We start from the raw sequence: 26,196 nt of genomic DNA, 5'->3' as shown, positions 1-26,196 counted from the left end.
GTCCCCTCCTTCGCTGCCGGCGGTGCGCATGAGCTTCTCGCGCCGCCGTTTCCTGCTCGGCGCCGGCGGTGTGCTCGCCGCGCCGCTGTTCCCCGGCTTGCTGCGCGCGGCGCCGGCCATGCCGATGGCGGACAAGCGCATGGCGCCGCAGCTGGCGCAGCCGAACCAGCCGCTGGTCAATCCCGCCACGCTGGCGCGCTTCGTCGATGCCCTGCCGCTGCCGCCGGTGGCGCGCCCGATCGGGCAGCGCGAGCACCCCGCGCATCCCGGCCGGCGCCTGCCGCTCTATCGCATGGAGATGCGCGCGTTCCAGGCGCGCCTGCACCGCGACCTGCCGCCCACCACGCTATGGGGCTACCAGGGCAGCAGCCCCGGACCCACCCTGGAAGCGCGGCGCGATGAGCCTTTTCTGGTGGAGTGGGCGAACGCGCTGCCCACGCATCATCTGCTGCCGATCGACCACAGCATCCACGGCGCCGAAAAAGACCGCCCCGACGTGCGCACCGTCGCGCACGTGCATGGCGCACGCGTCGGCCCGAACGACGACGGCTGGCCGGAAGACGCCTTCGCGCCCGGCCACTCGCTGCTCTACCGCTACCCGAACGCGCAGGACGCCGCGACGCTCTGGTACCACGACCACGCGATGGGCATCACGCGCCTCAACATCTATGCCGGCCTGTACGGCGCCTACCTGCTGCGCGATCCGGAAGAACAGGCGCTGGCCCTGCCTTCGGGCGACTACGAACTGCCGCTGATGCTGTGCGACCGGCTGATCGCGCGCGACGGCCAGCTCTACTATCCGGTGTCCGACGACCCGGCCGCGCCGTGGGTGTCCGAGGCTTATGGCAATGCCACGCTGTGCAACGGCAAGCTGTATCCGTACCTGGAAGTGGAACCGCGCCGCTACCGCCTGCGCCTGATCAATGCGGCGAATGCGCGCCATTACGAACTGAGCCTTTCCAGCCGCCGTCCCTTCGTACAGATCGGCAGCGACCAGGGCCTTCTCGGCACACCGCTGGAACGCATGCGCGTGGAGCTGTATCCGGCCGAGCGCGCCGACGTGGTGGTCGATTTCTCCGGCCTGGACGGCAAGACGGTGGAACTGCGCCAGCCTTCCGAACCGCTGCTGCAGTTCCGCGTGCGCAACCGCGACAACAAGAGTGCGGCGTCGGTCGCCGTGCCTGCCGCGCTGCGCGCCGTACCGCGCATGGATGCCGCCACCGCCGTGCGCGAACGCATCCTTACCGTCGGCGAGATGGACGACGCCAACGGCAACGCGATGATGATGACCCTGGGCGGCCATCACTGGTCCGATCCCATCACCGAAGATCCCGTGCAGGACAGCGTGGAGATCTGGAGCCTGGTCAACCTCACCGGCGACGCGCATCCGATCCACCTGCACCTGGTGCGCTTCCAGATTCTCGAGCGCCGCCCCTACGACCTGTTCGCCTGGAACGAGCGCAAGGAACTGAAGTACACCGGCCCCGCCCAGCCGCCGCCGCCGCATGAGGCCGGCTGGAAGGACACGGTGCGCGCGGACGCCGACATGGTCACTCGCATCATCGTGCGATTCGAGGGCGAGCCCGGCAAATACGTGTGGCATTGCCACCTGCTCGAGCATGAAGACAACGAAATGATGCGGCCTTTCAAGCTGTTGCCGAAAGCCTGAAAAACCGCTGGTTTTTGCGCTTGCGCAAGCCCTTGCGCCTGTCGCCGCGCTGTCATCTGCGCCGCCATCGCTGTCGCTTCGCTGCCAACGCAACGTCATGGGCGAAGACCATGCTCCGCGCCGGCCCGCGTCATTCCACGGCATGCGGCCGCATCAGGGGGACCACGTTGCAGCCTTCGCGTTGCAGGAGTCCAAAGTCATGCCCAAGCTTCACGGCTGTCCGCGTTACCTGCCGTTCCTCACCGCTGCGCTCGCCACCGTCCTGGCCGGCGCGGCGGGTGCGCAAACCACTAACGCCGAGCAGGATGCCGCGTTCCGCCATGGCATTCCCGGCGCCGGCACCAGTTCGCGTCCGGGCATACCGGGCGGCATCGTCACGCTGCACCGACCCGGTGAGCCGGGCGACCGCAGCGACCGCACGCGCACCCCGATCAAGCACGTGATTCTGCTGATCGGCGAAAACCGCACCTTCGACCACATCTACGCCACCTACACGCCGCCCAAGGGCCAGAGCGTGCGCAACCTGCTGTCCGAAGGCATCGTCAACGCCGACGGCACGCCGGGCCCGAACGTGGCCCTGGCCAGGCAGTGGCAGGCCACCGACACCGGCAAGTTCGCCATTGCGCCCAAGCGCACCGCGCCCTACGCCATGCTGCCGGCGATGAACACCGGCGGCGCGCCGACCCAGCCCTACTTCGCTTCCGCCGCGCAGGCCGAAGCGGTGGAGCCGGGCCTGCCCGCGGGCGAATACGGCCAGCTCGCCAGCGGCGGCACCGGCCTGCCGGGGCACGTGGTCGATACGCGCTTCCCCACGCAGTTGCCGAATGCGCCGGTCGACATGAGCGCGTCGCTCAGCTACGACGACTACGCCAACAGCCCCGTGCACCGCTTTTTCCAGATGTGGCAGCAGCTCGACTGCTCGGCCGGCGCCGCCACGCGCAGCAACCCCAGCGGCTGCCGCAACGATCTGTTCCCGTGGGTGGAAACCAGCTTCGGCGCCGGCAGCAACGGCGCGCCGCGGCCGGCCAACTTCGACGAGCAGACCACCGGCGAAGGCTCCACCGCCATGCAGTTCCTCAACATGGCCAAGGGCGACGCGCCGTACTTCAACGAGCTGGCGCGCGACTATGCGCTCAGCGACAACTTCCACCAGTCCGTGATGGGCGGCACCGGCGCGAACCACATCATGCTCGGCTATGCCAGCCTGATCTATTACGCCGACGCACAGGGCCGTCCGGCCACGCCGCCGGCCAACCAGATCGAGAACCCCGATCCCATGCCCGGCGCCGACAACTGGTACACGCAGGACGGCTACGGCGGCGGTTCCTACGTGAACTGCGCGGACGAAAGCCAGCCGGGCGTGGCCTCGGTGAAGGACTACCTGCGCAGCCTGCCGTACCGCAGCTTCCGCGGCGGCGACTGCAAGCGCGACGCCTATTACCTGGTCAACAACTACAACCCCGGCTACCTGGGCGACGGCACGCCCGCGCCGCTGGGCGCGGACCAGTTCACTATCCCGCCGACGCGGCAGGAAAACCTGGCCCTGCTGCTCAGCCGCCATCACGTGAGCTGGAAGTACTACGGCGAAGGCTGGGGCGACGGCAAGGAGAACGGCGAGGCCGGCACCTTCTGCAATATCTGCGATCCGTTCCTGTACTCCACGCAGGTGATGACCGATCCCAAGCTGCGCGCGAACAACCAGGACATCAACGACCTGTACCGCGACATCCAGAACAACACCTTGCCCGCGGTGGCGATCGCCAAGCCGGACGGCATCCTCGACGGCCATCCGGCGTCGTCCAAGCTCGGCCTGTTCGAGGGCTATGTGAAGAAGATCGTGGACATGGCCAAGGCCAATCCCGAGGTGTGGAAGGACACCGCCATCGTGGTCACCTTCGACGAAGGCGGCGGCTATTGGGACTCCGGTTATATCCAGCCGATCGACTTCTTCGGCGACGGCACGCGCATCCCGATGCTGGTGATCTCGCGCTACTCCACCGGCGGCCGCGTGGTGCACACCTATTACGACCATGTCTCCTTCGACAAATTCGTCGAAGCCAACTGGGGCCTGCACGAGACCATCTCGCCGCGCGGCCGCGACAACCTGCCGAATCCGCGCTCGCGTCCGGACAATCCGTACGTGCCGGTGAATGCGCCGGCGCTGGGCAATCTGATGGACATGTTCGACTTCGGCCGCTACGCGCGGCACGACGCCGACGGCGACGACAACGACGACCTGCAGGACTGACGGCCGCCAGTCACCGCGCCATGGCCACGGGGCCATGGCGCCTCCGCGCCGGTGCCACAGGGAGGTGGCGCCGGCCAGCATGGATCACCGGGCAGGGCTTACCGATGCAAGTGGCTTATCAGCTGGCGCGCTTCGTCCGCGCCGCGCTTACCGTATTATTGCTGTCGTCCGTGCTGGCGCCGCGCGCGCACGCCGACGCCGGCGATTTCCAGGCGATGCCTGGCCTGTGGAAGATCGTCACGCATGCCAAGGGCGCGCCGCATGAGACGGTGGCGTGGCATTGCGTCGATGAAGACGCCGATCCGTGGGCATCGTTCGCGCTGCCGCCACCGGATGCGAGCTGCCAGCGCAGCGATGAACACCGCAGCCGCACGTCGCTCGATTGGAATATGCAATGCCATGCGCTACCCGCGCTGCATGGCCGGGTCGCCTTCGATTCGCCTGAGCACTACAGCGCCAGCTTGGGCGCCGAGGGCGCGGAACCGCTGCTTCGCGTCGACGGCCGGCGCTACGCCGCCTGCACCAGCCCCAAGGATTGACCGCCGCTCCCCGTAGGTTGGGGTGAGCGCAGCGAACCCCAACGATGCGTGGCGCTATGGATGGCGAATGTTGGGGTTCGCTGCGCTCACCCCAACCTACGCGTTCTTTCAGGCGCCTTGGCTGGCCGCCTTCAGCGCACGCTTCGCCTGCCGCCGCGCGCGCCGCGCGGCCTTGCGCGCCTTGCGGTCGTATACGCGCAGGTAGATGGCCGGCGTGCTGAGCAAGGTCAGCAGCTGCGACACGAACAGGCCGCCCAGGATCGCTACGCCCAGCGGCTGACGCATTTCCGAACCCGCGCCGAAGCCGATCGCCAGCGGCAGTGCCGCGCCCATCGCCACCAGGGTGGTCATGGTGATCGGACGGAAGCGCACCAGGGCCGCCTCGCGGATCGCCTCCGGCGGCGAGCGGCCGTGTTCGCGTTCGGCGACCAGGGCGAAGTCCACCATCAGGATGGCGTTCTTCTTCACGATGCCGATCAGCATCAGGATCGCGATCACCGACATCATGGTCAGCTGGGTATGCGTGACCAGCATGGCCAGGAAGGCGCCCATGCCCGCGGCCGGCAAGGTGGACAGAATGGTCAGCGGATGCACCAGGCTCTCGTACAGGATGCCCAGCACGATATACATGGCCATGATCACCGCGAAGAAGATGAACAGGCCATTGGTCAGCGCTTCCATCAGCTGCTGGTTGTTGCCGCTGTACTTCTTCTGCACGCCGGCCGGCAGCCCGGCCGCGGCCATGGCGTCGTCGACGCGGCGCAGCCCTTCCACCTGCGACACGCCATCGGCGAGGTTGTAGCTGATGGATGAGGATTCCAGCTGGTTGTAGTGGCGGATCTCCAGCGGCGCGATGTTCGGCTCGATCTTGGCCACCGCCGAAAGCGGGATCATCTTGCCCTGCGTATTGCGCACATAGGTGTTGAGCAGCGTGTCCGGGCTGATCGACTGCGCCGCCGAGGTCAGCACCACCCAGTACTGGTTGATGTCCGAATAGATCACCGACACCGGACGCTGTCCGAACGCGTTGTACAAGGCCGTGTCCACCGACGCCGCGCTCAGCAGCAGGCGGCCGGCCGCATCGCGGTCCACCTTCAGCTTCTGCTGCTTGCCGATGGCGTCGAAGTTGGTGGTGACGTCGCGGAATTCCTTCAGGCCGCGCATGACGCGCGCCAGCTTGAGGGTCGGGCCTTGCAGGTCGGTGCCGTCGGCGCTGCTGAGCTGGAACTGATACTGCCCGCCGCCGCCGCCACCCCCGCCGCCACCGCCGATGAACTGTAGCGGGGTCAGCGAGGCGGTGATGTCCGGGATGGCCTTGTACTGCGCATCCAGGCGCTTGATCACGTCCTTGACCGGGTCGTGGCGCTGGCCGGGCTGCTTGCCCAGGGGCTTCAAGTCCACGAACAGCGTGATGCTGTTGCCGACCGCGCCATTGTTGTTGTTGCCGCCCAGGATGGTGGTGACGTCGAGCACCGCCGGGTCCTTCAGCATGATCGCGCCCATTTTCTGCGCGCGTTCGGCGAGCAGGGTCGGCGAGATGTTCGCATCTAGATTGAAATTGGCCTGCAGCATGCCGATGTCTTCCTCCGGCATGATGCCGCCGCCGGCGGTCTTGGCCACCGCGAAGGCCAGCACGCCGGTCAGCACCAGCAGCAGCGGCGGCTGCCAGCGCATCAGGCCGCGATGGCGCATGGCCCAGTCCAGCGAGCGCTCGTACACGTGCAGCAGCCAGCCGTCGAAGCGTTCGGCCAGGCGCGACAGCGCGGAGGCGGGCTTGCCGTCCGGATGTTCGAGCGAGAGATAGCGCCCGCACAGCGCCGGCGTCAGGGTCAGCGAGACGATGGCCGAGATCACCACCGTCGCGGTGAGCGTCACCGAGAACTCTTTCATCAAGGTGGTGAAAAAGTTATTGCCGAACAGCATCGGCGCGAACACCGCCACCAGCGACAAGGTGATCGACACCACCGTGAAGCCGATCTCACGCACACCGGTCAGCGCCGCCTGCAGCGGCCGCTCGCCGTGTTCCATGTGGCGCACGATGTTCTCGATCACCACGATGGCGTCGTCCACCACGAAGCCGATACACAGCACCAGGGCCACCAATGACAGCGTGTTCAAGGTGTAGCCCAGCACCCACATCAGCACGAAGGCACCGGCCAGCGACAGCGGCACGCTGAGCATGGCGATCAGGGTGGGGCCGATGCGGCGCAGGAAGATCAGCATCACCACCGCCACCATGGCGATGCTGAGCAGCAGCGCCACTTCCACTTCGTGCAGCGCGGACTTGGTGGTCTGGGTGAGGTCGAAGATCGGGGTGATCTTCACGTCCGCCGGCATCAGGTGCTGGAACTCCGGCAGCTTGGCGCGGATGGCGTCCGCCGTGGCCACGGCGTTGGCGTCGGCGCGCTTGCTGATCTGCATCGCCACCGTGCGGTCGCCGTTGAACCAGGCCGCCTGGAACTCGTCCTGCTGGCCGCTGGTGATGGTGGCCACGTCCGACAGCCGCACCGGCGTGCCCTTGCGCGAGGCGATCAGCAGCGCGCCGAACTCGTCGGCGGTATGCAGCGAATCGTTCGCCAGCACCGTCATCTGCGTCCAGCCATTGCTCAGCACGCCCTGCGGCGCGGTGACATTGGCCGCGATCAGCGCATTGCTGACGTCGTCGCTGGTGAGCTGCTTGGCGGCCAGCGCATCCGGGTTCAGCGCCACGCGCACCGCATGCGGCGTGCCGCCGAACACCTGCACCTGGGCCACGCCCGGCACCTGGGCCACGGCAGGCTTGAGCATGGTGTCGGTGAGGTCGTAGAGCTTGTCCGGCGGCAGGCTGGTCGAGGTGAGCGAGACCAGCAGCACCGGGATCTGCGAGGTGTCGAACTTGAAGTACTGCGGCGGACTGGGCATGCCCGGCGGCAGATCCGGCTGGGCCGCATTGATGGCCGCCTGCACGTCGCGTGCGGCCTTGTCGGCGCTGCGGCCGAAATTGAACAGGATCTGGATCTGCGTGGCGCCGTCGTTGGTGGTCGACACCATCTGCCGGATCTCCGGGATCCGGCCCAGATGCCGCTCCAGCGGCGCCACCACCGAACTGGCCATGGTCTGCGCATTGGCCCCCGGCATCTGCGCGAACACCACCACGCCGGGAAACTCGATGGTCGGCAGCGCCGCGACGCCCAGCAGCAGGTAGGCCCAGAAACCGGCCAGCACCAGCCCGATGGCGAGCAGCGAGGTGCCGATGGGTCGACGAATCAGCGGCGCAAAAATGTTCACAAGGCTTCCGTACCGGAGGTGCGCTGCGCGTAGCCTGCAGGGCGAATCGGCGCGCACCGGGGAGTACCGATGCAACGGGCATCGGGGGCATGGGCAATCATATCGGCTATAAGACCGCGCCACCCGTGACGCGCGGATGTGCCTTTAGTCCGGCCGTGTCGAAAGGCAGGGGGCTTCTTGAGCTCAAGAGCTTTTTTCTGCGCTTCGTAAAAACGCTGTCGCTAGAGCGGCCCCTCACCCCGACCCTCTCCCCGGAGGGGAGAGGGGGATGGAGGGTGGGGCGACAATCGAGCGAAGAGCGTTCGGCTTGCGCGCTTTTGCTCTTGATCTTCAGGGTCCCCTTGGCGCCGGCGGTGAGGGCTGGACGAAAAGGCCCCCGCAGGGGGGCGGGGACACGATGTCCCCGCCTTTTTGATCAGGGCATGGATGCCCTGTCAAAAAGCCCGGCCAGCCCTCACGGACCCTCAGCAGCTTTGCTGCTGAGGGCGCCAAGCAGGGTGCCCTTCTCTTTGCTTACTTTCTCTTGGGCACGCAAGAGAAAGTAAGTCGGGCCGCGGCAGCGGCACGAAACACTCGCCAAAGGCGAGACAATCAAGCACCAACGCGACAACCAGGCGATACCGCCACTGGATCCCGGCCTACGCCGGGATGACGAGCAAAGGCGACGCCGGGATGACGAGCAAGGGTCACGCCGCCTGCCCCGCGGCCTTGAGTGCGCGCTTCGCCTCGCGCCGCGCCCTCCGCGCCGCCTTGCGCTCCTTGCGATCGTGATTCCACAGATAGATCGCAGGCGTACTCAACAACGTAAGCAACTGCGACACCAGCAACCCCCCCACAATCGCCACCCCCAGTGGCTGCCGCGTCTCCGCGCCAATACCAAACCCGATCGCCAGCGGCAGCGCCGCACCGATCGCCACCAGGGTCGTCATGGTGATCGGGCGGAAGCGCACCAGCGCCGCCTCGCGGATCGCCTCCGGCGCGGACAGCCCGTACTCGCGCTGCCGCACCAGGGCGAAATCCACCATCAGGATCGCGTTCTTCTTCACGATGCCGATCAGCATCAGGATCGCGATCACGCCGATCAGCGACATCGGCGTCTGCGTCACCAGCATGGCCAGGAACGCCCCCGCGCCGGCCGCCGGCAGGGTGGAAAGAATGGTCAGCGGCTGGCCCAGGCTCTCGTACAGAATGCCCAGCACGATATACATGGCGAAGATCGAGCCCAGCAGCAGGAGCATGGAGTTGTCCTTGCTCTCCTGCAGGTTCTCGTTCTCGCCGGTGTAGCCGATCTTCACGCCGGCCGGCAGGCGCGCCGCGGCCACCAGCTGGTCGATCAGCTGCATGCCCTTGTCGCGCGGGAAATCCGGCGGCAGGTTGTAGTAGATCTGCACCGCTTCCATCTGGTTGTAGTGATTGACGATGGAAGGCGTCACGTTCGGCTCGATCCGGGCCACCGCCGACAGCGGCACCATGCCGCCGGTGCCGTTGCGCACATAGGTGTTGAGCAGGGTGCCGGGGGTGAGCGTGTGCTCGGCGCTGGAGGTGAGCACCACCCAGTACTGGTTGATGTCCGAATAGATGATCGACACCTGGTTCTGGCCGAAGGCGTTGTACAGCGCCGTGTCGACCATGCCCATGCTGATGTTGAGCCGGCCGGCGGCCTGGCGGTCCACCTTCAGCATCTGCTGCTTGTCGATATTGTCGTAGTCGCTGCTGACGTCGCGGAACGGCGGCCGGTCCTTCATCAGCTTGGTCACCTTGTAGACCCAGGGCTGCAGGTCGATGGTGCTGGCGCTGATCAGCTGGAAGCTCTCCGCGCCCTGGCCGCCACCACCGCCGCCGCCGTTGAAGAAGCTCAGCGAACTCAGCGACACCTGCACGTCCGGCAGCAGCTCGTACTGTTTGCGCAGGCGCTCGACCACCTTGTCGATATGTTCCGGGCGCTCGCCGGGACCGTTGCCCTTGGGCTTGAGGTCGACGTACATCACCGACTGGTTGCCCACCGCGCCGCCGGCATTGTCGGCGCCGAGGAAGGTGGTGACGTCCAGCACCGCCGGGTCCTTCAGCATGATCTCCGCGGCCTTCTGCGCGCGCAGCGCCATCAGGCCGGGCGAGATATTGGTGTCGGCGCGCACCATCGCGCGGATCAGGCCGATGTCTTCCTTGGGCATGAAGTTGAAGCCGGCGGTCTTCACCACCGCCATGGCCAGGCCCACGGTCAGCGCCAGCAGGATCAGCGGCTGCCAGCGCATCAGGCGGCGGTGATGCATGGCCCAGTCCAGCGCTCGCTCGTAGACGCGCTGCATGCCGCGGTCGAAACGCTCCACGGCGCGCTCGATCCGGCCCGGTTCGCGCCGTTCGCTCTCCTGCTTGAGCATCCAGCCGCACAGCGCCGGCGTCACGGTGAGCGAGATCACCGCCGAGATCACCACCGCGGCGGTCAGCGTCACCGAGAACTCGCGCATGATCACGGTGAACTGGCTGTTGCCGAACAGCAGCGGCACGAACACCGCCACCAGCGACAGGGTGATCGAGATCACCGTGAAGCCGATCTCGCGCACGCCCAGCAGCGCCGCCGGCAGCGCCTGCTCGCCGTGCTCCATGTGGCGCACGATGTTCTCGATCACCACGATGGCGTCGTCCACCACGAAGCCGATGCACAGCACCAGCGCCACCAGCGACAAGGTGTTGAGCGTGTAGCCCAGCGACCACATCACGATGAAGGCGCCGGCCAGCGACAGCGGCACGCTCAAGGTGGCGATCAGGGTCGGGCGCAGCCGGCGCAGGAACACCAGCATCACCAGCGCCACCAGCAGGATGCTCAGCAGCAAGGCGATCTCCACCTCGTGCAGGGCCGAGCGGGTGGTCTGGGTGAGATCGAAGATCGGCGTGATCTTGAGGTCCGCCGGCAGCCACGAGCGCATTTCCGGCAGCTTGGCGCGGACCGCGTCGGCGGTGGCCACGGCATTGGCTTCCGGGCGCTTGCTCACGCGGATGGTCACCGAGCGCTGCCCGTTGAACCAGGCCGCCTGGTATTCGTCCTGCTGGCCGCTGTAGACCTTGGCCACGTCCGACAGCCGCACCGGCGTGCCGTTCTTCACCGAGATCAGCAGCTGGCCGAATTCTTCGGGATTGTGCAGAGAGTCGGTGGCGGTCACCGTCATCTGCGTGGTGCCGTCGCTCAGGATGCCCTGCGGCGAGGTGACGTTGGCCGCGCGCAGCGCATTGCGCACGTCGTTGCCGGACAGGCCCATGGCCGCCAGCTGCGCATTGTTGAGCTCGACGCGCACCGCCTTGGGCCGTCCGCCCATGATGCGCACCTGCGCCACGCCCGGCACCTGCGACAGCACCGGCTTGATCAGCGTGTCGGCCATGTCGAACAGCTTGTCGGGGCTCTGCGTGCTCGAGGTCATCGACAGTAGCAGCACTGGCATCTGCGAGTTGTTGAATTTGAAGTAGCGCGGCGGGATGGTCATGCTCGAGGGCAGGTCCACCTGGGCGGCATTGATCGCCGCCTGCACGTCGCGCGCCAGCTTGTCGGTGGACTTGCCCGGCTCGAACAGCAGGATCACCGAGCTGGAGCCGTCGTTGCTCTCCGAACTCATCTCCTTGATGCCGGGAATCCGCCCCAGGTGCCGCTCCAGCGGCGCGGCCACGGTGGACGCCATGGTCTGCGCGCTGGCGCCGGGCACTTCCGCATAGACCGACATGCCGGGGAATTCCAGCGCCGGCAGCGCGGCCACGCCGATCAGGAGGTAGGTCCAGATGCCGGCCAGCGCCAGGCCCAGCGCGAGCAGCGAAGTGCCCACCGGGCGGCGGATCATTGGAGCGAAGATGTTCACGTAGTCCCCGGGCGGCGCCTCCTGCGGCGCTCCGCAGGCGGGACTTTATGCCGGGGGGCACATGCTTGGGATGTGCCTGAAGTGCGTGGCGCATATAGGTCGTAGGTTGGGGTGAGCCATCGGCGAACCCCAACGTCGCGGCCTATGACGGTGCCACGTTGGGGTTCGCCTGCGGCTCACCCCAACCTGCGCCCGGATCTCAGTGCGCCGGGCTGTAGCGCAGCGTCAGGTAGGCGGTGCGGCCCAGCTGGTTGTAGAAGCGCACGGTCTCGTAGCGGTGGTCGAACACGTTGGCCACGCGGCCCTGCAGGGTCCAGCCCGGCTGGAAATGCCAGCTCGCGCGCAGGTCCACCGTGGCGTAGCCGCCCAGGCGCTGCAGGTTGGCCGCATCGTCGTAGCGGTAGCCCTCGGCATTCACCGTGCCGCCGATGCTGAAGGCGCCGCCCAGATCGCGGTCCAGGTCGAGGCGGGCGATGCGTTCCGGACGGCGCGCCAGCAGGTTGCCGCGGTTGGGATCGTCCTCGCCGCGGTTCTCCGGCTTCTGGAAGGTGAGATAGCCGCGCAGGTGCCAGCCGTCGACGTCGGCGCCGGCCTGGCCCTCGATGCCGCGGATGCGCGCCTTGCTGATGTTGACCGGCACGAAGAAGGCGTCGTAGCCGATCAGGTCGTCCACCTTGGTCTGGTAGGCGTTCACCGCCCAGTTCCACACGCCCGGACGCGCCGACAGGCCGATCTCCGCCGTGCGCGACTTCTCCGGCTTCAGGTCGGGATTGGCGGTGGCGAAACCGAAGAACGGCGGGAAGTACAGGTCGTTGAAGGTCGGTGCATGGAACGCCGTGCCGTACGAGGCGGTGAACTTCAGGCCGTTCTCGAAGCCGTAGCCGTAGGCGGCCAAGCCGGTGTCGTGGTTGCCGAACTGCTGGTTGTGGTCGTGGCGTGCCGACAGCTGGATCTCGTGCGGACCGAACTGGCCCTGGTACAGCGCGAACACGCCGGTGTTGTCGCGCTTGCTGCGCAGGTAGTCGGTGTCGCTCTGCACGTGTTCCTGCTGGTAGTCCACGCCGGCGCTGAGCAGCTGGCCCGGCGCGAGCGTCACGTCGTTCTGCCAGCTGGCCTGGTTGCGGCGCGAATACAGATGGCCGGCGGGCGCCATATCGGCGCCGAGGTCCGCGCGGTTGAGATAGTTGTCGGCGCGGTCGATGTTCTGGCCGGCGCTCAGGCTCATCTTCCAGGCGTCGAGCACGGCGAAGCGCAGGTTCGCGCCGGCCACCTGCTGCGAGCGGCGCGTGTAGTTCTGGAAGTCGCCGTCGTATTCGATGTCGCCCTTGCTCTTGAGCACGCTGGCGCTGAGTTCGGTGCCGCCGTCCCAGCGATAGCCGCCGCTGAGCGCGCCGTTGTAGGTGCGGTAGCCGTCGTCGTCCGGCTCGTTGGTGAAGCAGCCGCCCACGCCGGCCGCCGCGGCGCGGCAGGCATTGATGCCGCGCGTGTACTGGCCGCCCACGCTGGCGTTGAACCAGGCGTTGCGCGAACCGCCCGACAGGCCGAACTGGCCGTCGGCCAGGCGATGGCTGCCCACGCCTACGGTTACCGACGGCGTGAGCGCCTGATCGGGCTGGCCGTGGCGGGTGAAGATCTGGATCACGCCGCCGATCGCATCCGAGCCATACAGGCTGGAACGCGGGCCGCGCACGATCTCGATGCGCTCGATCTGTTCCACCGGCAGCTGCTCGAAGGCCGGAATGCCCGCGCCCACCGTGCCGATGCGCACGCCGTCGACCAGCACCAGCGTGTGCGAGGAATTGGTGCCGCGCATGAACAGCGAGGTCTGCTGGCCCAGGCCGCCGGCATTGCCGAAGGCCACGCCCGGCAGGCCGGACAGCAGATCCTGCACCGACTGCGGCTGCAGGCGTTCGATGTCGGCGCGGGTCAGCACGGTGACCGGCGCCAGCGTCTCGTCGATCGGCGTGGCCGTGCGGGTGGCGGTCACCACCACGGTGGGGAGCTGCCCGGCGTCGTTCTGGTCGGCGGCGTGGGCCGCGGCGAAGCAGGACAGCAGGGCGGTGGCCAGCAGGGTCTTCTTCATGGAGCGTTTTCCTCGGCCGCGCCTCGCGCACGGCCCATCGATGACGAGCTGGCGGCATGACGGAGGAGGAGGCGCAAACGACGGCAGGCGAACGGCACCGGCACGTGGTCCGGCTGCGCCCTCCGCGAGCCACCAGGAAAGATATTCGGGCCGGTCTCCGGGCTTGCGAGTGCGCTTTGCCGCGCGATCCTCCCGCGGCCTTCCCGCGCTCGTGGGAGCGCAGTGGCATGTCGCTGGAGGCAAGAACTGCTCGCTTACCGTTGCGGGGGCAGCGCCGGCCTTGCCCTCAAGGCGCGCCGGCTTCCCGTTTCATCCCTTGGCAGCGTGGCTTTGGGACACCCGAACGAACGCAACTTTAACGGGGAGGCCGGGTGGCTGACAACGCGGGGCGGAATGACCCGATGGGGGGGGCGCCTGTTCCTGCGATCATCATCGTTTCCCATGGCCGACATTTCTGTCATTTCTTGACGGTTTGGCCACCAAATATTGTCCGGAAGCAAGTTTCGCGAAGGTTTTACGCAAGCTCCGGGTAATATTTCATTTGTTTGCCTAAGTCATTGTTTCAGTGAGCTTCGTAAGCTTCGCGTAAGCGTAAATATTTTGTTGACGCCCAGCGATTTTCGCAATTATGTTCGGACCGCTTACCGCGGGAACTTGCGTGCGGCGCGACGAGGCTTGGGGAAGTTCTCTCGCTGCGATCCGGGGCTTACGAATGCCCCACACGCATTCTTGCGCTAGGCGTTTTCGGCGCCTTGCGCCTGTCGGCCTTCAGGCCATCATGGGGAGAACACAGATGATCAAGTACCAGCACGCTGGTCGCGCGCCGCGTTGGCGTCAGACCGCACTCGTCGTTGCGTTGGGAATGAGCCTTGCCGGAGTGGTGCAGGCGCAGTCGAACGCATCAGGCGTGATCTTCGGCCGCGTTGACGCTACCCGCGGCAACACCGTCCATATCGAAAACATCGACACCGGCCTTGCGCGCGACATCAGCGTCGACCAGTCCGGCCGCTACCGCGCGTCCTCGCTGCCGGTCGGCCGCTACAAGGTCACCCTGGTCAAGGATGGCGCCACCGTCGATACCCGCAACGATGTGCTCGCGGCGGTCGGCACCGGTACCGAAGTGAGCTTCACCGCGGCTGCGGTCGCGGCCGGCGAGGCGAAGAACCTCGAAGGCGTGCAGGTGGTGGCCAGCGCGCTGCCGGCGATCGACGTGTCGTCGGTCGACTCCCGCACCGTGCTGACCGCCGAGCAGCTGTCCAAGGTGCCGGTGGCCCGCAACGTGACCGCGGCCGCCCTGCTGGCGCCCGGCACCGTGCTGGGCGACTCGCGCTACGGCAACGTGGCTTCGTTCGGCGGCGCTTCGGCGGCCGAGAACCAGTACTACATCAACGGCTTTTCGGTGACCAACGCGCTGACCAACCTGGGTCTGGCGCAGCTGCCGTTCGATGCGATCGACCAGCAGCAGGTGTTCACCGGCGGTTACGGCGCCGAGTACGGCCGTTCCACCGGCGGCGTGGTCAACCTGATCACCAAGCGCGGTACCAACGAATGGAAGGCCGGCGTGATGGCGCTGTGGATTCCGAAGTTCCTCCGCTCCGATCCGCGCAACATCATCCAGCCGTCCGACAACACGCTGTTCCAGTACCGCAACGACAACAAGTCGTGGGTCACGGAATACGGTGCGTACATCAGCGGTCCGCTGATCAAGGACAAGCTGTTCATCTATTTGACCGGTGATTTCACCAAGCAGGAAGGCAAGACCATCGCCTCGGCCACCGCGCAACAGGTGGCGTATTACGACGTGAAGTCGCCGCGCTGGTTGGGCAAGATCGACTGGAACATCACCGACAGCCACATCCTCGAACTGACCGCCTTCTCGGACAAGACGACCGAGCAGGACCAGGTCTACGGCTACAGCTACACCCCGACGCTCGCCGAAGGCGCCAAGCGCGGCACGGTCGATCTGAAGAACTATTCCGGCGGCGCCAACCCGACCCCGGGCGGTGACTTCTACATCGGCAAGTACACCGGCTACATCACCGACAACCTCACGGTCAACGCGCTGTACGGCAAGAGCAAGTCGGTGCACACGCAGACGCCGACCTCGGCCAGCGGCGGTTCGTGCCCGATCGTCAGCGGCCAGTACCGCAATGCCAGCGGCGCGCTCGTGCGTCCGCCGGCGTGCTACCTGATCGGCAACCTGCTCGCCCCGGGCGCTGAGGACAAGACGCACGGCTGGCGTCTGGACATCGAGTACCGCCTCGGCAGCCACGACCTGCGCGTGGGTGTGGACAACCAGACGCTGGAGTCTTATTCGGGCACGTCGTACGAGTCGAACCAGCGCTACATCTACACGCTGGCTCCGGCGAGCGGCAACATCGCCGGCCGTCCGGACATCCATTTCCCGACCGGCACGCTGAACTACGTCGACTACCGCGTGTTCAAGGCCGCCGCCAACGTGCGCGTGGAACAGGAAGCGCAGTACATCGAAGACCACTGGCAGATCAACGATCGCTGGCTGGCCTACATCGGCCTGCGTAACGAGCAGTTCAACAATTTCAACGGCAGCGGCGAGTCCTACGCCAAGCAGCGCCACCAGCTCGCGCCTCGCCTGGGCATCAGCTGGGACGTGTTCGGCGACTCCAGCCTGAAGGTCTACGCCAATGCCGGCCGCTACCACCTGGCCGTGCCGGCCAACGTGGCCATCCGCGGCGCCTCGGCTTCGACCTACAGCAGCCAGTACGGCACCTTCACCGGCGTCGATGCGCAGGGCCGCCCGATCAACTTCCAGCCCTATGGCCGCGTGTACTACCTCAACGCCGCCGACGGCACCACGCCCGATCCGCGCACGGTGGCGGCGAAGGGCCTGGGCGCCTACTACCAGGACGAGTACATCCTGGGCTTCGACAAGCAGCTGGGTTCGAACTGGACGTTCGGTGCGAAGGCGATCTATCGCAACCTGAAGAACATCATCGACGACATGTGCGATACGCGTCCGTTCGAGAAGTACGCGGCGCGCAACAACATCGACATGAGCAACGCCGTGCTCAACGGCTGCTACCTGTTCAACCCGGGCAAGGGCAACAACTTCCTGGTCGACGTGACCGGCAACGGCAACTTCCAGGAGTTCAAGCTCACCAAGGCCGACCTCGGCTTCCCGGACCTGAAGCGCAAGTACCTCGCGCTGGACATGTACCTGGAGCACCAGTTCAGCGACAAGTGGTACGGCAAGGTCGAGTACGTGCTGTCGCACAGTTTCGGCAACTCCGAAGGCCTGCTGAAGTCCGACATCGGCCAGGCCGATCCGTCGGTGACGCAGGACTGGGATGCGCCCGAGCTGATGCTCGGCGCCAACGGCAACCTGCCGAACGACCGCCGCCACCAGCTGAAAGCCTATGGCTGGTACCAGGCCACGCCGGAATGGATGTTCGGCGCCAACGTGTCGATCTACTCGGGCCGTCCGAAGAACTGCATCGGCGTGGCCCCGGGCGATCCGATCCAGTACGGCGAGGCGTACTTCTACTGCGACGGCAAGATCGCTCCGCGTGGCTCGCGCGGCCGCACGCCGTGGGCTTATCAGCTGGATCTGAGCGCGCAGTACAAGCCGCACTGGGCTGGCGACAACCTGACGCTGGAAGCGAATGTGTTCAACGTGCTCAACAGCCAGAAGGTGCTGAGCCGCCAGGATCTGGGCGAAACCGACGTCGGCGTGCCCGACCCGGTCTACAACCGTCCGATCAGCTTCCAGGTGCCGCGCTACGTGCAGTTCGAAGCCCGGTACGACTTCTCGCTATAACAACGACAGAGGAAAGCGCGCCTGGCTTCGCCGGGCGCGTATCTCCCCGAATTGGCCGCCGGGAACGGCGGCCTTTTTTTGCGCACACGGCCGCGATTCCCTGCTGGCAGGGGGGGTGAAATTCCTACGATCCGGTCGCGTCGGTGTACGTTAAGTATTTATTCACTTTTTTTCTTGCCGGGCGATTTTTCCAAATTGCTTTCCATACAAGGTGTTGCAAGCGTATCAGTGCATGACTCCGCCTAAGAAAAAATCTTAGTTTTTTGTTGACTCCCTTTCCGACCCCCCTCTAAGGTCGGCGAGCGACCCGCGAGAAGTTGCGAAGCGCGCCAGGCGAGGGGTCGCCTGCCGCTTTCCGCCGATCCGCTTTCGAAGGGACCTGCCGCGATTTCCCGCGACGCTTTGGGGCGAACTTTTCGCCCGTCCTTTTGGATTTCTCGGGGAGATCAACCAATGCAGACGTTCCGCCAACCGCGTCACGCGGCGGTGTGCCGCCGTACCGCCCTCGCCCTCGCGCTGGGCATGAGCCTCGCCGGCACGGCGATGGCGCAGTCCAATGCCTCCGGCGTCATCTTCGGCCGCTCGGCCGAGGCCGGCAGCACCATCCATATCGAAAACCTGGACACCGGCTTCGCCCGCGACATCGGGGTGGACGCCGACGGCCGCTACCGCGCCGCTTCGCTGCCGGTCGGCCGCTACAAGGTCAGCGTGCAGAAGGACGGCAAGACGCTGGAAAGCCGCGACAACGTGCAGGTCGCGCTCGGCGGCGGCGTGGATGTCTCGTTCACCGGCGCGGCCACCGCGGCATCCGGCAATGCGCAGACGCTGGAAGGCATCCAGGTGATCGGCAATGCGCTGCCGGCGATCGACGTGTCGGCGGTGGACTCGCGCACCGTGCTCACTTCCGAACAGCTGCAGAAGCTGCCGCTGGCGCGCAACGTCACCGCCGCCGCGCTGCTGGCGCCGGGCGTGGTGTCGGGCGACTCGCGCTACGGCAACGTGGCTTCGTTCGGCGGTTCGTCGGCGTCGGAGAACCAGTACTACATCAACGGCTACGCCGTGACCAACGCGCTGACCGGCCTGGGCTTCACCAGCCTGCCGTACGACGCGATCGACCAGCAGCAGATCTACACCGGCGGCTACGGCGCCGAGTACGGCCGCTCCACCGGCGGCGTGATCAACGTGGTGACCAAGCGTGGCGGCAATACCTGGAAGGGTGGCGTCGGCATGTACGTCATTCCGCAGTACTTCCGCGATTCGCCGCGCAGCATCTACCGCGAGAACGGCCAGCTGTACCAGTACCGCGCCGACAACAAGACATCGTCCGAGCAGTACACCGGCTACGTCAGCGGTCCGCTGATCAAGGACAAGCTGTTCCTGTACGCCGCCGGCGACTTCACCCGCACCACCGGCCGCACCGTGCTGCCGATCACCACGCCGCAGCAGACCAACGACGTCAGCAAGGCCACCAAGTGGCTGGCCAAGATCGACTGGAACATCACCGACAACCACCTGCTGGAACTGACCGGCCTGTCGGACAAGACCAATATCGATCGCCAAGTCTACCGCTACGACTACAAGACCTTCCACACCACCGATTACCTCGGTTCGGACAAGACCAAGAACTTCGATTCCGGCCCGGGCTCGCAGCCGGGCGGCGACGTCTACATCGGTAAGTACACCGGCTACATCACCGACAGCCTGACGGTGAACGCGCTGTACGGCCGCAGCAAGACCGAGCACGTGCGCAACCTCGGCTACGCCGCCAATCCGAACTGCCCGTGGATCCTCGATTCGCGCCAGGGCGCGGGCGTCGGCACGCCGATCACCGGTTGCGGCCTGGTCAACGGCACCGTGCTGGGCAAGGGCGCGCAGGACAAGACGCACGGCTGGCGCCTGGACGTGGAATACCGCCTGGGCGACCACGACCTGCGCGCGGGCGTGGACAACCAGACGCTCGAATCCACCGCCGGCAACGTCTATGAAGGCGGCTACCGCTGGGTCTACCGCAATGCCGGCCCGGTCACCGGCCGCCCGGACATCGTGCCGCCGCCCGGCACCCAGTACGTGGCCGAGAAGCGCCTGTTCCAGACCGGCGCCAGCGTGAAGGTGGAGCAGGAAGCGCAGTTCATCGAAGACCGCTGGCAGGTCAACGACCGCTGGCTGGCCTATGTCGGCCTGCGCAACGAGCAGTTCAAGAACCTCAACGGCGCCGGCCAGGTCTACGTCAAGCAGCGTCACCAGCTGGCGCCGCGCCTGGGCCTGACCTGGGACGTGTTCGGCGACTCCAGCTTCAAGGTGTACGCCAATGCGGGCCGCTACCACCTGGCGATCCCGTCGAACGTGGCCATCCGCGGCGCCTCGGCGTCCAACTACTACAGCGAGTACTACACCTACAGCGGCGTCGGCCCGAACGGCGAACCCACCGGCCTGACCCAGCTCGGCTCGCGCAGCTACTTGAACGGCGAGGACGGCACCACGCCCGACACCCGCAGCGTCGCCGCGCAGAAGCTCAAGGCCTATTACCAGGACGAGTACATCCTGGGCTTCGACAAGACGCTCGGCGCGAACTGGACCTTCGGCGCCAAGGCCACCCTGCGCAAGCTGAAGAGCTCGATCGACGACTTCTGCGATTCGCGCCCGTTCGAGAAGTACGCCGCGCGCAACAACATCGACATCAGCAACGCGCGCATCGCCGGCTGCTACCTGTTCAACCCGGGCGAGTCCAACACCTTCCTGGTGGACACCACCGGTCAGGGCAACTTCGTGCCGTTCAAGCTGACCAAGGAAGACTTCACCACGCCGGCCGGCGTGTCGTTCCCGGACCTGAAGCGCAAGTACTATTCGCTGGACCTGTACCTGGAACACCAGTTCAGCGACCAGTGGTACGGCCGCGTCGACTACACCTTCTCGCGCAGCTACGGCAATTCGGAAGGCCAGCTCAAGTCCGACATCGGCCAGCTCGACCCGTCGGTGACGCAGGACTGGGACGCGCCGGAAATCATGCAGTTCACCAACGGCCCGCTGCCGAACGACCGCAAGCACCAGCTGAAGGCCTACGGCTACTTCCAGGCCACCAAGGAATGGCTGTTCGGCGCCAACCTCGCGGTGGCCTCGGGCCGTCCGAAGAACTGCATCGGCTTCGACCCGGTCGACGCGATCCACTACGGCGCCTCGTACTTCGAGTGCAACTTCGAACCCAGCCCGCGCGGCTCGAAGGGCCGCCTGCCGTGGACCTGGTCGCTGGACCTCAACGCCGAATACCGTCCGACCTGGGCGGGCGAGAACCAGCCGCTGGCCTTCACCGCCAACGTGTTCAACGTGTTCTCGAAGAAGGAAGAACTGGCGGTGATCGAAGTGGGCGAGAGCTCGATCAGCAGCGCCACCGGCAAGCCGGTGCGCAGCGTCGACTATCTGCGTCCGGTGGCGTTCCAGCAGCCGCGCTACTTCCAGTTCGGCGTGCGCTACGACTTCTCGTTGTAAGCCACACCGGCGCCGGCCTCGCGCCGGCGCCTTTCATCCGAAGCGAGCCGCCGGCATCCCCGGCGGCGTTTTTTTTGCGCGGACCTCAGTCCGTATGCAGCTCGGCCACGAAGTCGTAGATGTCGCCGCGGTACCAGGACACGGTGAACTCCACCACGCGCCCGTCGTCGAGAAAGCTGCGCCGCTCGATATTCAGCCCCGCGCTGCCGGTCGGCACGTGCAGCAGGCGCGCCTGCTGCGCGCCCAGCGACACCGCGCGCAGGCGCTGCAGGGCGCGGCGCGGGCGGCAGCCCAGGCTTTCCAGCACTTCATACAAGGAGTCGTGCACGATCAGCGGATCCGGCAGCACGCTGGCCGGCACCACGGTGCGCTCGATCGCCAGCGGCTCCTCGCGCGCATAGCGCACGCGGTGCAGGCGGGCGACCTGCACGCCGGGCGAGAGGTTCATCGCCATCGATTCCTCCGGCGTCACTTCGCCGATGCCGCGCTCGAAGAACTCCGAACGCGGATTCAGGCCGCGCGCGCGCAGGTCTTCGGTAAAGCTGGTCAGGCGCGACATCGGCTTGATGATGCGCTCGGCCACGAAGGTGCCCGCGCCATGCCGCTGGGTAAGAATGCCTTCCTCGACCAGGCCGGCGATGGCCTTGCGCACGGTCACCCGCGACAGGCTGAGCGCGCGCGACAGGTCGCGCTCGCTGGGCAGGGCCTGCCCGGGCTCGATGTCGCGGTGCTCCACCACATTGCGAATGGCCCGGCGCAGCCGCAGATATGCCAGTGGCTGGTGGGTGGCCGCGTCGCGGCTCAGGCGGAAGTATTCGTTGACCAGGGCGGTTTCCATGGCGGCCAACATACCAATGACCATACCAATTCCACAAGCGCGCCTTGAAACCGGGCCTTGCAGGGGTTACCACTTGGCCTCCAGCCGGGTCCGGAAGGCCGCCATCTTGCGGTCCGCGCGAAGTGGTGTTGTCTGGTATTTGACTGGTACGTTAGGATGCACCGAACGGGCCGGATGAAAACGCCGGCCTCCGTCTACGCCCTATCCCTGAGGTGACTGCAGTGACGGCTTCTCCCCCCCTGGTCGACGCCTTCGACCTGGTGATCTTCGGCGGCACGGGCGACCTTGCCCTGCGCAAGCTGCTGCCCGCCCTGTTCCATCGCTTCCTCGACGGCCAGATCCCCGCCGGCAGCCGCGTGATCGGCATCGCCCGCGAAGGGCTGGACGACGACGGCTACCGCGGCAACATACGCAAGGCCCTGCTCGAGGCCGGCGGCGCCAAGGACCAGGTCGACGCATTCCTCAAGCAGGTCGCCTACCGCTCGCTCGACGCGCGCAAGGACGAAGGCTGGGACGCGTTCGCCGCGCTGATCGGCGAGCAGCCCGAGCACGTGCGGGTGTTCTACCTGTCGACCTCGCCCGAGCTCTTCGTCGATATCTGCAATCGCCTGGGCGAATACGGCCTCAACCGCGGCAAGTCGCGCGTGGTGCTGGAGAAGCCGATCGGCCGCGACCTGGCCAGCGCCAACCAGATCAACGACGCGGTCGGCCGCATCTTCGACGAGTCGCAGACCTACCGCATCGACCATTACCTCGGCAAGGAAACGGTGCAGAACCTGCTGGCGCTGCGTTTCGGCAACGCCCTGTTCGAGCCGCTGTGGAATGCCGGCCATATCGACCACGTGCAGATCACCGTGGCCGAAACGCTCGGCGTCGGCACCCGCGGCGCCTACTACGACCGCGCCGGCGCGCTGCGCGACATGGTGCAGAACCACATCCTGCAGCTGTTGTGCATGGTGGCGATGGAGCCGCCGTCCTCGCTGTCGCCCGACGCCGTGCGCGACGAGAAGCTCAAGGTGCTGCGCTCGCTCCGGCCCATCGACGAATCCAACGCCGCCCAGTACACCGTGCGCGGCCAGTACCGCGCCGGCGCCGCCGAAGGGCAGAGCGTGCCGGGCTATCTGGAAGAACTCGGCCCCGGTTCGAAGTCGCACACCGAAACCTTCGTGGCCTTGAAGACCGAGATCGAGAACTGGCGCTGGGCTGGCGTACCGTTCTACCTGCGCACGGGCAAGCGCCTGCCGGAGCGCGTGTCCGAGATCGTGGTGGTGTTCAAGTCGGTGCCGCATTCGATCTTCGACGCCTCGGCCGGCCCGCTCTCGCAGAACCGCCTGGTGCTGCGCCTGCAGCCGGACGAAGGCGTGAAGCTGTGGCTCACCATCAAGCACCCCGGCCCCGGCGGCCTGCGCCTGCGCCACGTGCCGCTGGACATGAGCTTCGCCGAAGCCTTCGGCGTATCGCAGCCGGATGCTTATGAACGCCTGCTGCTGGACGTGGTGCGCGGCAACCCCACCTTGTTCATGCGCCGCGACGAGGTCGAGGCCGCATGGCACTGGGCCGGCCCCATCCTGGATGCCTGGGGCGCCAGCGGCGAGGCGCCGCGTCCGTACACCGCCGGCACCTGGGGTCCGAGCGCGGCAGTGGCGCTGATCGAGCGCGACGGCCGCACCTGGAACGAAGACAGCGAGTAAGGCCGCACCACCCGCGACGGTGCAGCCTGGCTTCACCGTCGCGTTGCACGCCCCCACCTACACTCGATAACCCCGCCGGCGCGAGCGCGCCCACCGCTTCCTCCCACCGCCATGCCCGAGCACACCGACGTCACCACGCACAGCTTCACCGATTGCCACGCGCTGGCCCGCGCGCTGGCCGAACGCGTCGCCGAACGCCTGCGCGCCGGCATCGCCGCGCGCGGCCAGGCCTTGCTCGCGGTCTCCGGCGGCAGCACGCCGGTGCATTTCTTCCGCCAGCTGGCGCGCGCGGAACTCGACTGGTCGAAAGTGCAGGTCACCCTGGTGGACGAGCGCTGGGTGCCGGAAAGCCACGAGCGCTCCAACGCGCGCATGGTGAAGGCCGACCTGCTGCAGCACGCCGCCTCCGCCGCGCACTTCGTGCCGCTGTATACCGACATGCCCACGCCCGAAGCCGGCGTCGCCGCGGTGCGCGCGCGCATCGCCGCGCTGCCGTTTCCGTTCGACGCGGTGATCCTCGGCATGGGCACGGACGGCCATACCGCATCGTTCTTCCCCGGTGGCGACCGCCTTGCCGAAGCGCTGGACCTGGCCGGCACCGCGCAGGTGCTGCCGATGCGCGCCAATGGCGCCGGCGAGCCGCGCATCACTTTCACCTTGCCTGCGCTGCTCGACACGCAGGCGCTGTATCTGCACATCGAAGGCGACACCAAGCGCCAGCTGCTCGCCGATGCCCGCCTCGGCCTGGGCGCCGGCAAGGATTACCCGGTACGCAGCGTGCTGACCCAGCCGCGCGTGCCGGTCGCCGTGTACTGGTGCCCTTGAGCACCGGACGCCAGGAGTGGGGAACGGGCGACCCTCAACGCCCGTTTCCCGCTTCTCCCTCTCTTCTCCGATCGAAAGCCATCGCATGAGCACGCCACTGCATCCCGTCCTTGCCGAAGTCACCGAACGCCTGCGCGAACGCAGCCGCGACACGCGCGCCGCCTACCTGGCGCGCATCGACGCGGCCGGCACCGGCGGCACGCACCGCGAGCGGCTCTCGTGCGGCAACCTCGCGCACGGCTTCGCCGCCTGCGGCACGGACGACAAGGCCGCGCTGCGCGACGGCCATGCGCCGAACCTCGGCATCGTCACCTCGTACAACGACATGCTGTCGGCGCACCAGCCGTACGAGCGCTATCCGGAATTCATCCGCCAGGTGGCGCGCGAAGCCGGCATCACCGCGCAGGTGGCCGGCGGCGTGCCGGCGATGTGCGATGGCGTTACGCAAGGGCGCGCCGGCATGGAGCTGTCGCTGTTCTCGCGCGACCTGATCGCGATGGCCACGGCGGTGTCGCTGTCGCACGACATGTTCGACGGCACGCTGTACTTAGGGATCTGCGACAAGATCGTGCCCGGCCTGCTGATCGGCGCGCTGAGCTTCGGCCACCTGCCCGGCATCTTCGTGCCCGGCGGCCCGATGCCCAGCGGCATCACCAACGAGCAGAAATCCAAGGTGCGCCAGGCCTATGCCGAGGGCAAGGCCAACCGCGCCGAGCTGCTGGAAGCGGAAGCCGCCGCATACCACGCGCCGGGCACCTGCACCTTCTACGGCACCGCCAACTCCAACCAGATGCTGATGGAGATCATGGGCCTGCACCTGCCGGGCGCAAGCTTCGTGGCGCCGGACACGCCGCTGCGCGACGCGCTCACCGCCGAAGCCGTGCGCCGCGTCGCCGCGCTGAGCGCGAAGGGCGGGCAGCACCTGCCGATCGGCCATGTCGTGGACGAGCGCGCCATCATCAACGGCGTGGTCGGCCTGCATGCCACCGGCGGTTCCACCAACCATCTGCTGCACCTGGTGGCGATGGCGCGCGCGGCCGGCATCCAGCTGCGCTGGGACGATTTCGACGCGCTGTCCTCGGTGGTGCCGCTGCTGGCGCGCGTGTATCCGAACGGCTATGCCGACGTGAACCAGTTCCACGAAGCCGGCGGCATGGGCTTCCTGATCGACCAGCTGCTGAGCGCGGGCCTGCTGCATGCGGACGTGCGCACGGTGTTCGGCACCGGCCTGGACGGCTATACCCAGGTACCGTCGCTCGATGATGCCGGTACCGTGCAGTGGACTCCGGTGGCGAAGGAAAGCGGCAACCGCGGCGTGCTGCGCGGCATCGCCGAACCGTTCCGCGCCGACGGCGGCCTGCGCCTGCTCGCCGGCAATCTCGGCCGCGCGGTGATCAAGGTGTCGTCGGTGCCGGACGACCGCCAGGTGATCGAGGCGCCCGCCATCGTGTTCCACGACCAGGACGACGTGCGCAAGGCTTTCGAGCGCGGCGAACTCAATCGCGACTTCATCGCGGTGGTGCGCTTCCAGGGGCCGCGTGCGATCGGCATGCCGGAGCTGCACAAGCTCACCCCCACGCTGGCCGTGCTGCAGGACCGCGGCTACCGCATCGCCCTGCTCACCGACGGCCGCATGTCGGGCGCCTCCGGGCGCGTGCCGGCGGCCATCCACGTCACGCCGGAAGCGCAGGCGCAGGGGCCGATCGCGAAGATCCGCGACGGCGACCTGATCCGCCTCGACGCCACCCGCGGCACGCTCGACGTGCTGGTGGATGCGTCTGAATTTGCCAGCCGCGCGCCGGCCACGGCCGACCTCTCGCCGCACCATAGCGGCATGGGCCGCGAACTGTTCGGCCTGTTCCGCCAGGCCGCGGTCGAAGCCGATCTCGGCGCCGGCGTGCTCTGACCTTTCTTC

At 67.0% G+C, this 26,196-nt stretch carries 12 protein-coding genes and 1 riboswitch; of the genes, 8 read left to right on the top strand and 4 right to left on the bottom strand.

Translation table 11 applies throughout. The features are described from left to right. The first annotated feature begins 28 nt into the window (after positions 1 to 28). The 3 genes from ISN75_RS21995 to ISN75_RS21985 all read left to right on the top strand — a co-directional run bounded on the left by ISN75_RS21995 (position 29) and on the right by ISN75_RS21985 (position 4,456). Positions 29 to 1,669 (top strand): multicopper oxidase family protein, encoded by a 1,641-nt coding sequence (locus ISN75_RS21995; RefSeq protein WP_343818331.1) that lies wholly within the window; start codon positions 29 to 31, stop codon positions 1,667 to 1,669. 199 nt (positions 1,670 to 1,868) lie between these two features. After that, positions 1,869 to 3,917: an alkaline phosphatase family protein gene (locus tag ISN75_RS21990; protein WP_343818329.1), complete on the top strand. Its 2,049-nt coding sequence runs from the start codon at positions 1,869 to 1,871 to the stop codon at positions 3,915 to 3,917. A 104-nt stretch (positions 3,918 to 4,021) separates the two neighbouring features. Next, entirely contained in the window at positions 4,022 to 4,456 is a 435-nt protein-coding gene (locus tag ISN75_RS21985; RefSeq protein WP_343818327.1) for a DUF3617 domain-containing protein, read from the top strand. A gap of 108 nt (positions 4,457 to 4,564) precedes the next feature. Here ISN75_RS21985 and ISN75_RS21980 read toward each other — a convergent pair whose 3' ends face one another. The 3 genes from ISN75_RS21980 to ISN75_RS21970 form a co-directional block, all read right to left on the bottom strand. Then, complete coding sequence (locus ISN75_RS21980) at positions 4,565 to 7,723, bottom strand: efflux RND transporter permease subunit (protein ID WP_343818325.1); 3,159 nt, start codon at positions 7,721 to 7,723, stop codon at positions 4,565 to 4,567. Between the two features lie 686 nt (positions 7,724 to 8,409). After that, complete coding sequence (locus ISN75_RS21975) at positions 8,410 to 11,565, bottom strand: efflux RND transporter permease subunit (protein ID WP_343818322.1); 3,156 nt, start codon at positions 11,563 to 11,565, stop codon at positions 8,410 to 8,412. A gap of 199 nt (positions 11,566 to 11,764) precedes the next feature. Continuing rightward, positions 11,765 to 13,648 (bottom strand): TonB-dependent receptor domain-containing protein, encoded by a 1,884-nt coding sequence (locus ISN75_RS21970; RefSeq protein WP_343818320.1) that lies wholly within the window; start codon positions 13,646 to 13,648, stop codon positions 11,765 to 11,767. Between the two features lie 131 nt (positions 13,649 to 13,779). Continuing rightward, positions 13,780 to 14,006: riboswitch (cobalamin riboswitch) on the bottom strand. Between the two features lie 504 nt (positions 14,007 to 14,510). Here ISN75_RS21970 and ISN75_RS21965 point away from each other — a divergent pair. Both ISN75_RS21965 and ISN75_RS21960 read left to right on the top strand, forming a co-directional pair. Then, positions 14,511 to 17,444 carry a TonB-dependent receptor gene (locus ISN75_RS21965; protein ID WP_243867883.1) on the top strand — a complete coding sequence of 978 codons (2,934 nt, stop codon included), beginning with the start codon at positions 14,511 to 14,513 and terminating at the stop codon, positions 17,442 to 17,444. A gap of 453 nt (positions 17,445 to 17,897) precedes the next feature. Continuing rightward, positions 17,898 to 20,927, top strand: a complete 3,030-nt coding sequence (locus ISN75_RS21960) for a TonB-dependent receptor (protein ID WP_167252950.1) — start codon at positions 17,898 to 17,900, stop codon at positions 20,925 to 20,927. Between the two features lie 85 nt (positions 20,928 to 21,012). Here the strand turns inward: ISN75_RS21960 and ISN75_RS21955 are convergent, their stop codons facing one another. Next, positions 21,013 to 21,765, bottom strand: coding sequence for a GntR family transcriptional regulator (locus ISN75_RS21955; protein WP_167253761.1), 753 nt, complete (start codon positions 21,763 to 21,765; stop codon positions 21,013 to 21,015). Positions 21,766 to 21,986: 221 nt separating this feature from the next. Between ISN75_RS21955 and zwf the strand changes: the two genes are divergently transcribed. The 3 genes from zwf (at position 21,987) to edd (ending at position 26,187) form a co-directional block, all read left to right on the top strand. Continuing rightward, positions 21,987 to 23,456 (top strand): glucose-6-phosphate dehydrogenase, encoded by a 1,470-nt coding sequence (gene zwf, locus ISN75_RS21950; RefSeq protein WP_167252951.1) that lies wholly within the window; start codon positions 21,987 to 21,989, stop codon positions 23,454 to 23,456. Positions 23,457 to 23,567: 111 nt separating this feature from the next. Then, a complete protein-coding gene (gene pgl / locus ISN75_RS21945) occupies positions 23,568 to 24,281 on the top strand; it encodes a 6-phosphogluconolactonase (protein ID WP_167252952.1) in 714 nt (237 codons plus the stop codon). Positions 24,282 to 24,366: 85 nt separating this feature from the next. Further along, positions 24,367 to 26,187, top strand: a complete 1,821-nt coding sequence (gene edd / locus ISN75_RS21940) for a phosphogluconate dehydratase (protein WP_168648772.1) — start codon at positions 24,367 to 24,369, stop codon at positions 26,185 to 26,187. Positions 26,188 to 26,196 lie beyond the last annotated feature (9 nt).

This window comes from Dyella marensis (assembly GCF_049532885.1).
In the GTDB taxonomy this organism is placed as follows: Bacteria; Pseudomonadota; Gammaproteobacteria; order Xanthomonadales; family Rhodanobacteraceae; genus Dyella_D; species Dyella_D marensis.
This window is presented reverse-complemented; position numbering and strand designations above follow the sequence as displayed.

Coding starts and splice junctions, on each gene's coding strand:
- ISN75_RS21995 (WP_343818331.1), top strand. CDS start 29: ATGAGCTTCTCGCGCCGCCGTTTCCTGCTCGGCGCCGGCGGTGTGCTC.
- ISN75_RS21990 (WP_343818329.1), top strand. CDS start 1,869: ATGCCCAAGCTTCACGGCTGTCCGCGTTACCTGCCGTTCCTCACCGCT.
- ISN75_RS21985 (WP_343818327.1), top strand. CDS start 4,022: ATGCAAGTGGCTTATCAGCTGGCGCGCTTCGTCCGCGCCGCGCTTACC.
- ISN75_RS21970 (WP_343818320.1), bottom strand. CDS start 13,648: ATGAAGAAGACCCTGCTGGCCACCGCCCTGCTGTCCTGCTTCGCCGCG.
- ISN75_RS21965 (WP_243867883.1), top strand. CDS start 14,511: ATGAGCCTTGCCGGAGTGGTGCAGGCGCAGTCGAACGCATCAGGCGTG.
- ISN75_RS21960 (WP_167252950.1), top strand. CDS start 17,898: ATGCAGACGTTCCGCCAACCGCGTCACGCGGCGGTGTGCCGCCGTACC.
- ISN75_RS21955 (WP_167253761.1), bottom strand. CDS start 21,765: ATGGAAACCGCCCTGGTCAACGAATACTTCCGCCTGAGCCGCGACGCG.
- pgl (WP_167252952.1), top strand. CDS start 23,568: ATGCCCGAGCACACCGACGTCACCACGCACAGCTTCACCGATTGCCAC.
- edd (WP_168648772.1), top strand. CDS start 24,367: ATGAGCACGCCACTGCATCCCGTCCTTGCCGAAGTCACCGAACGCCTG.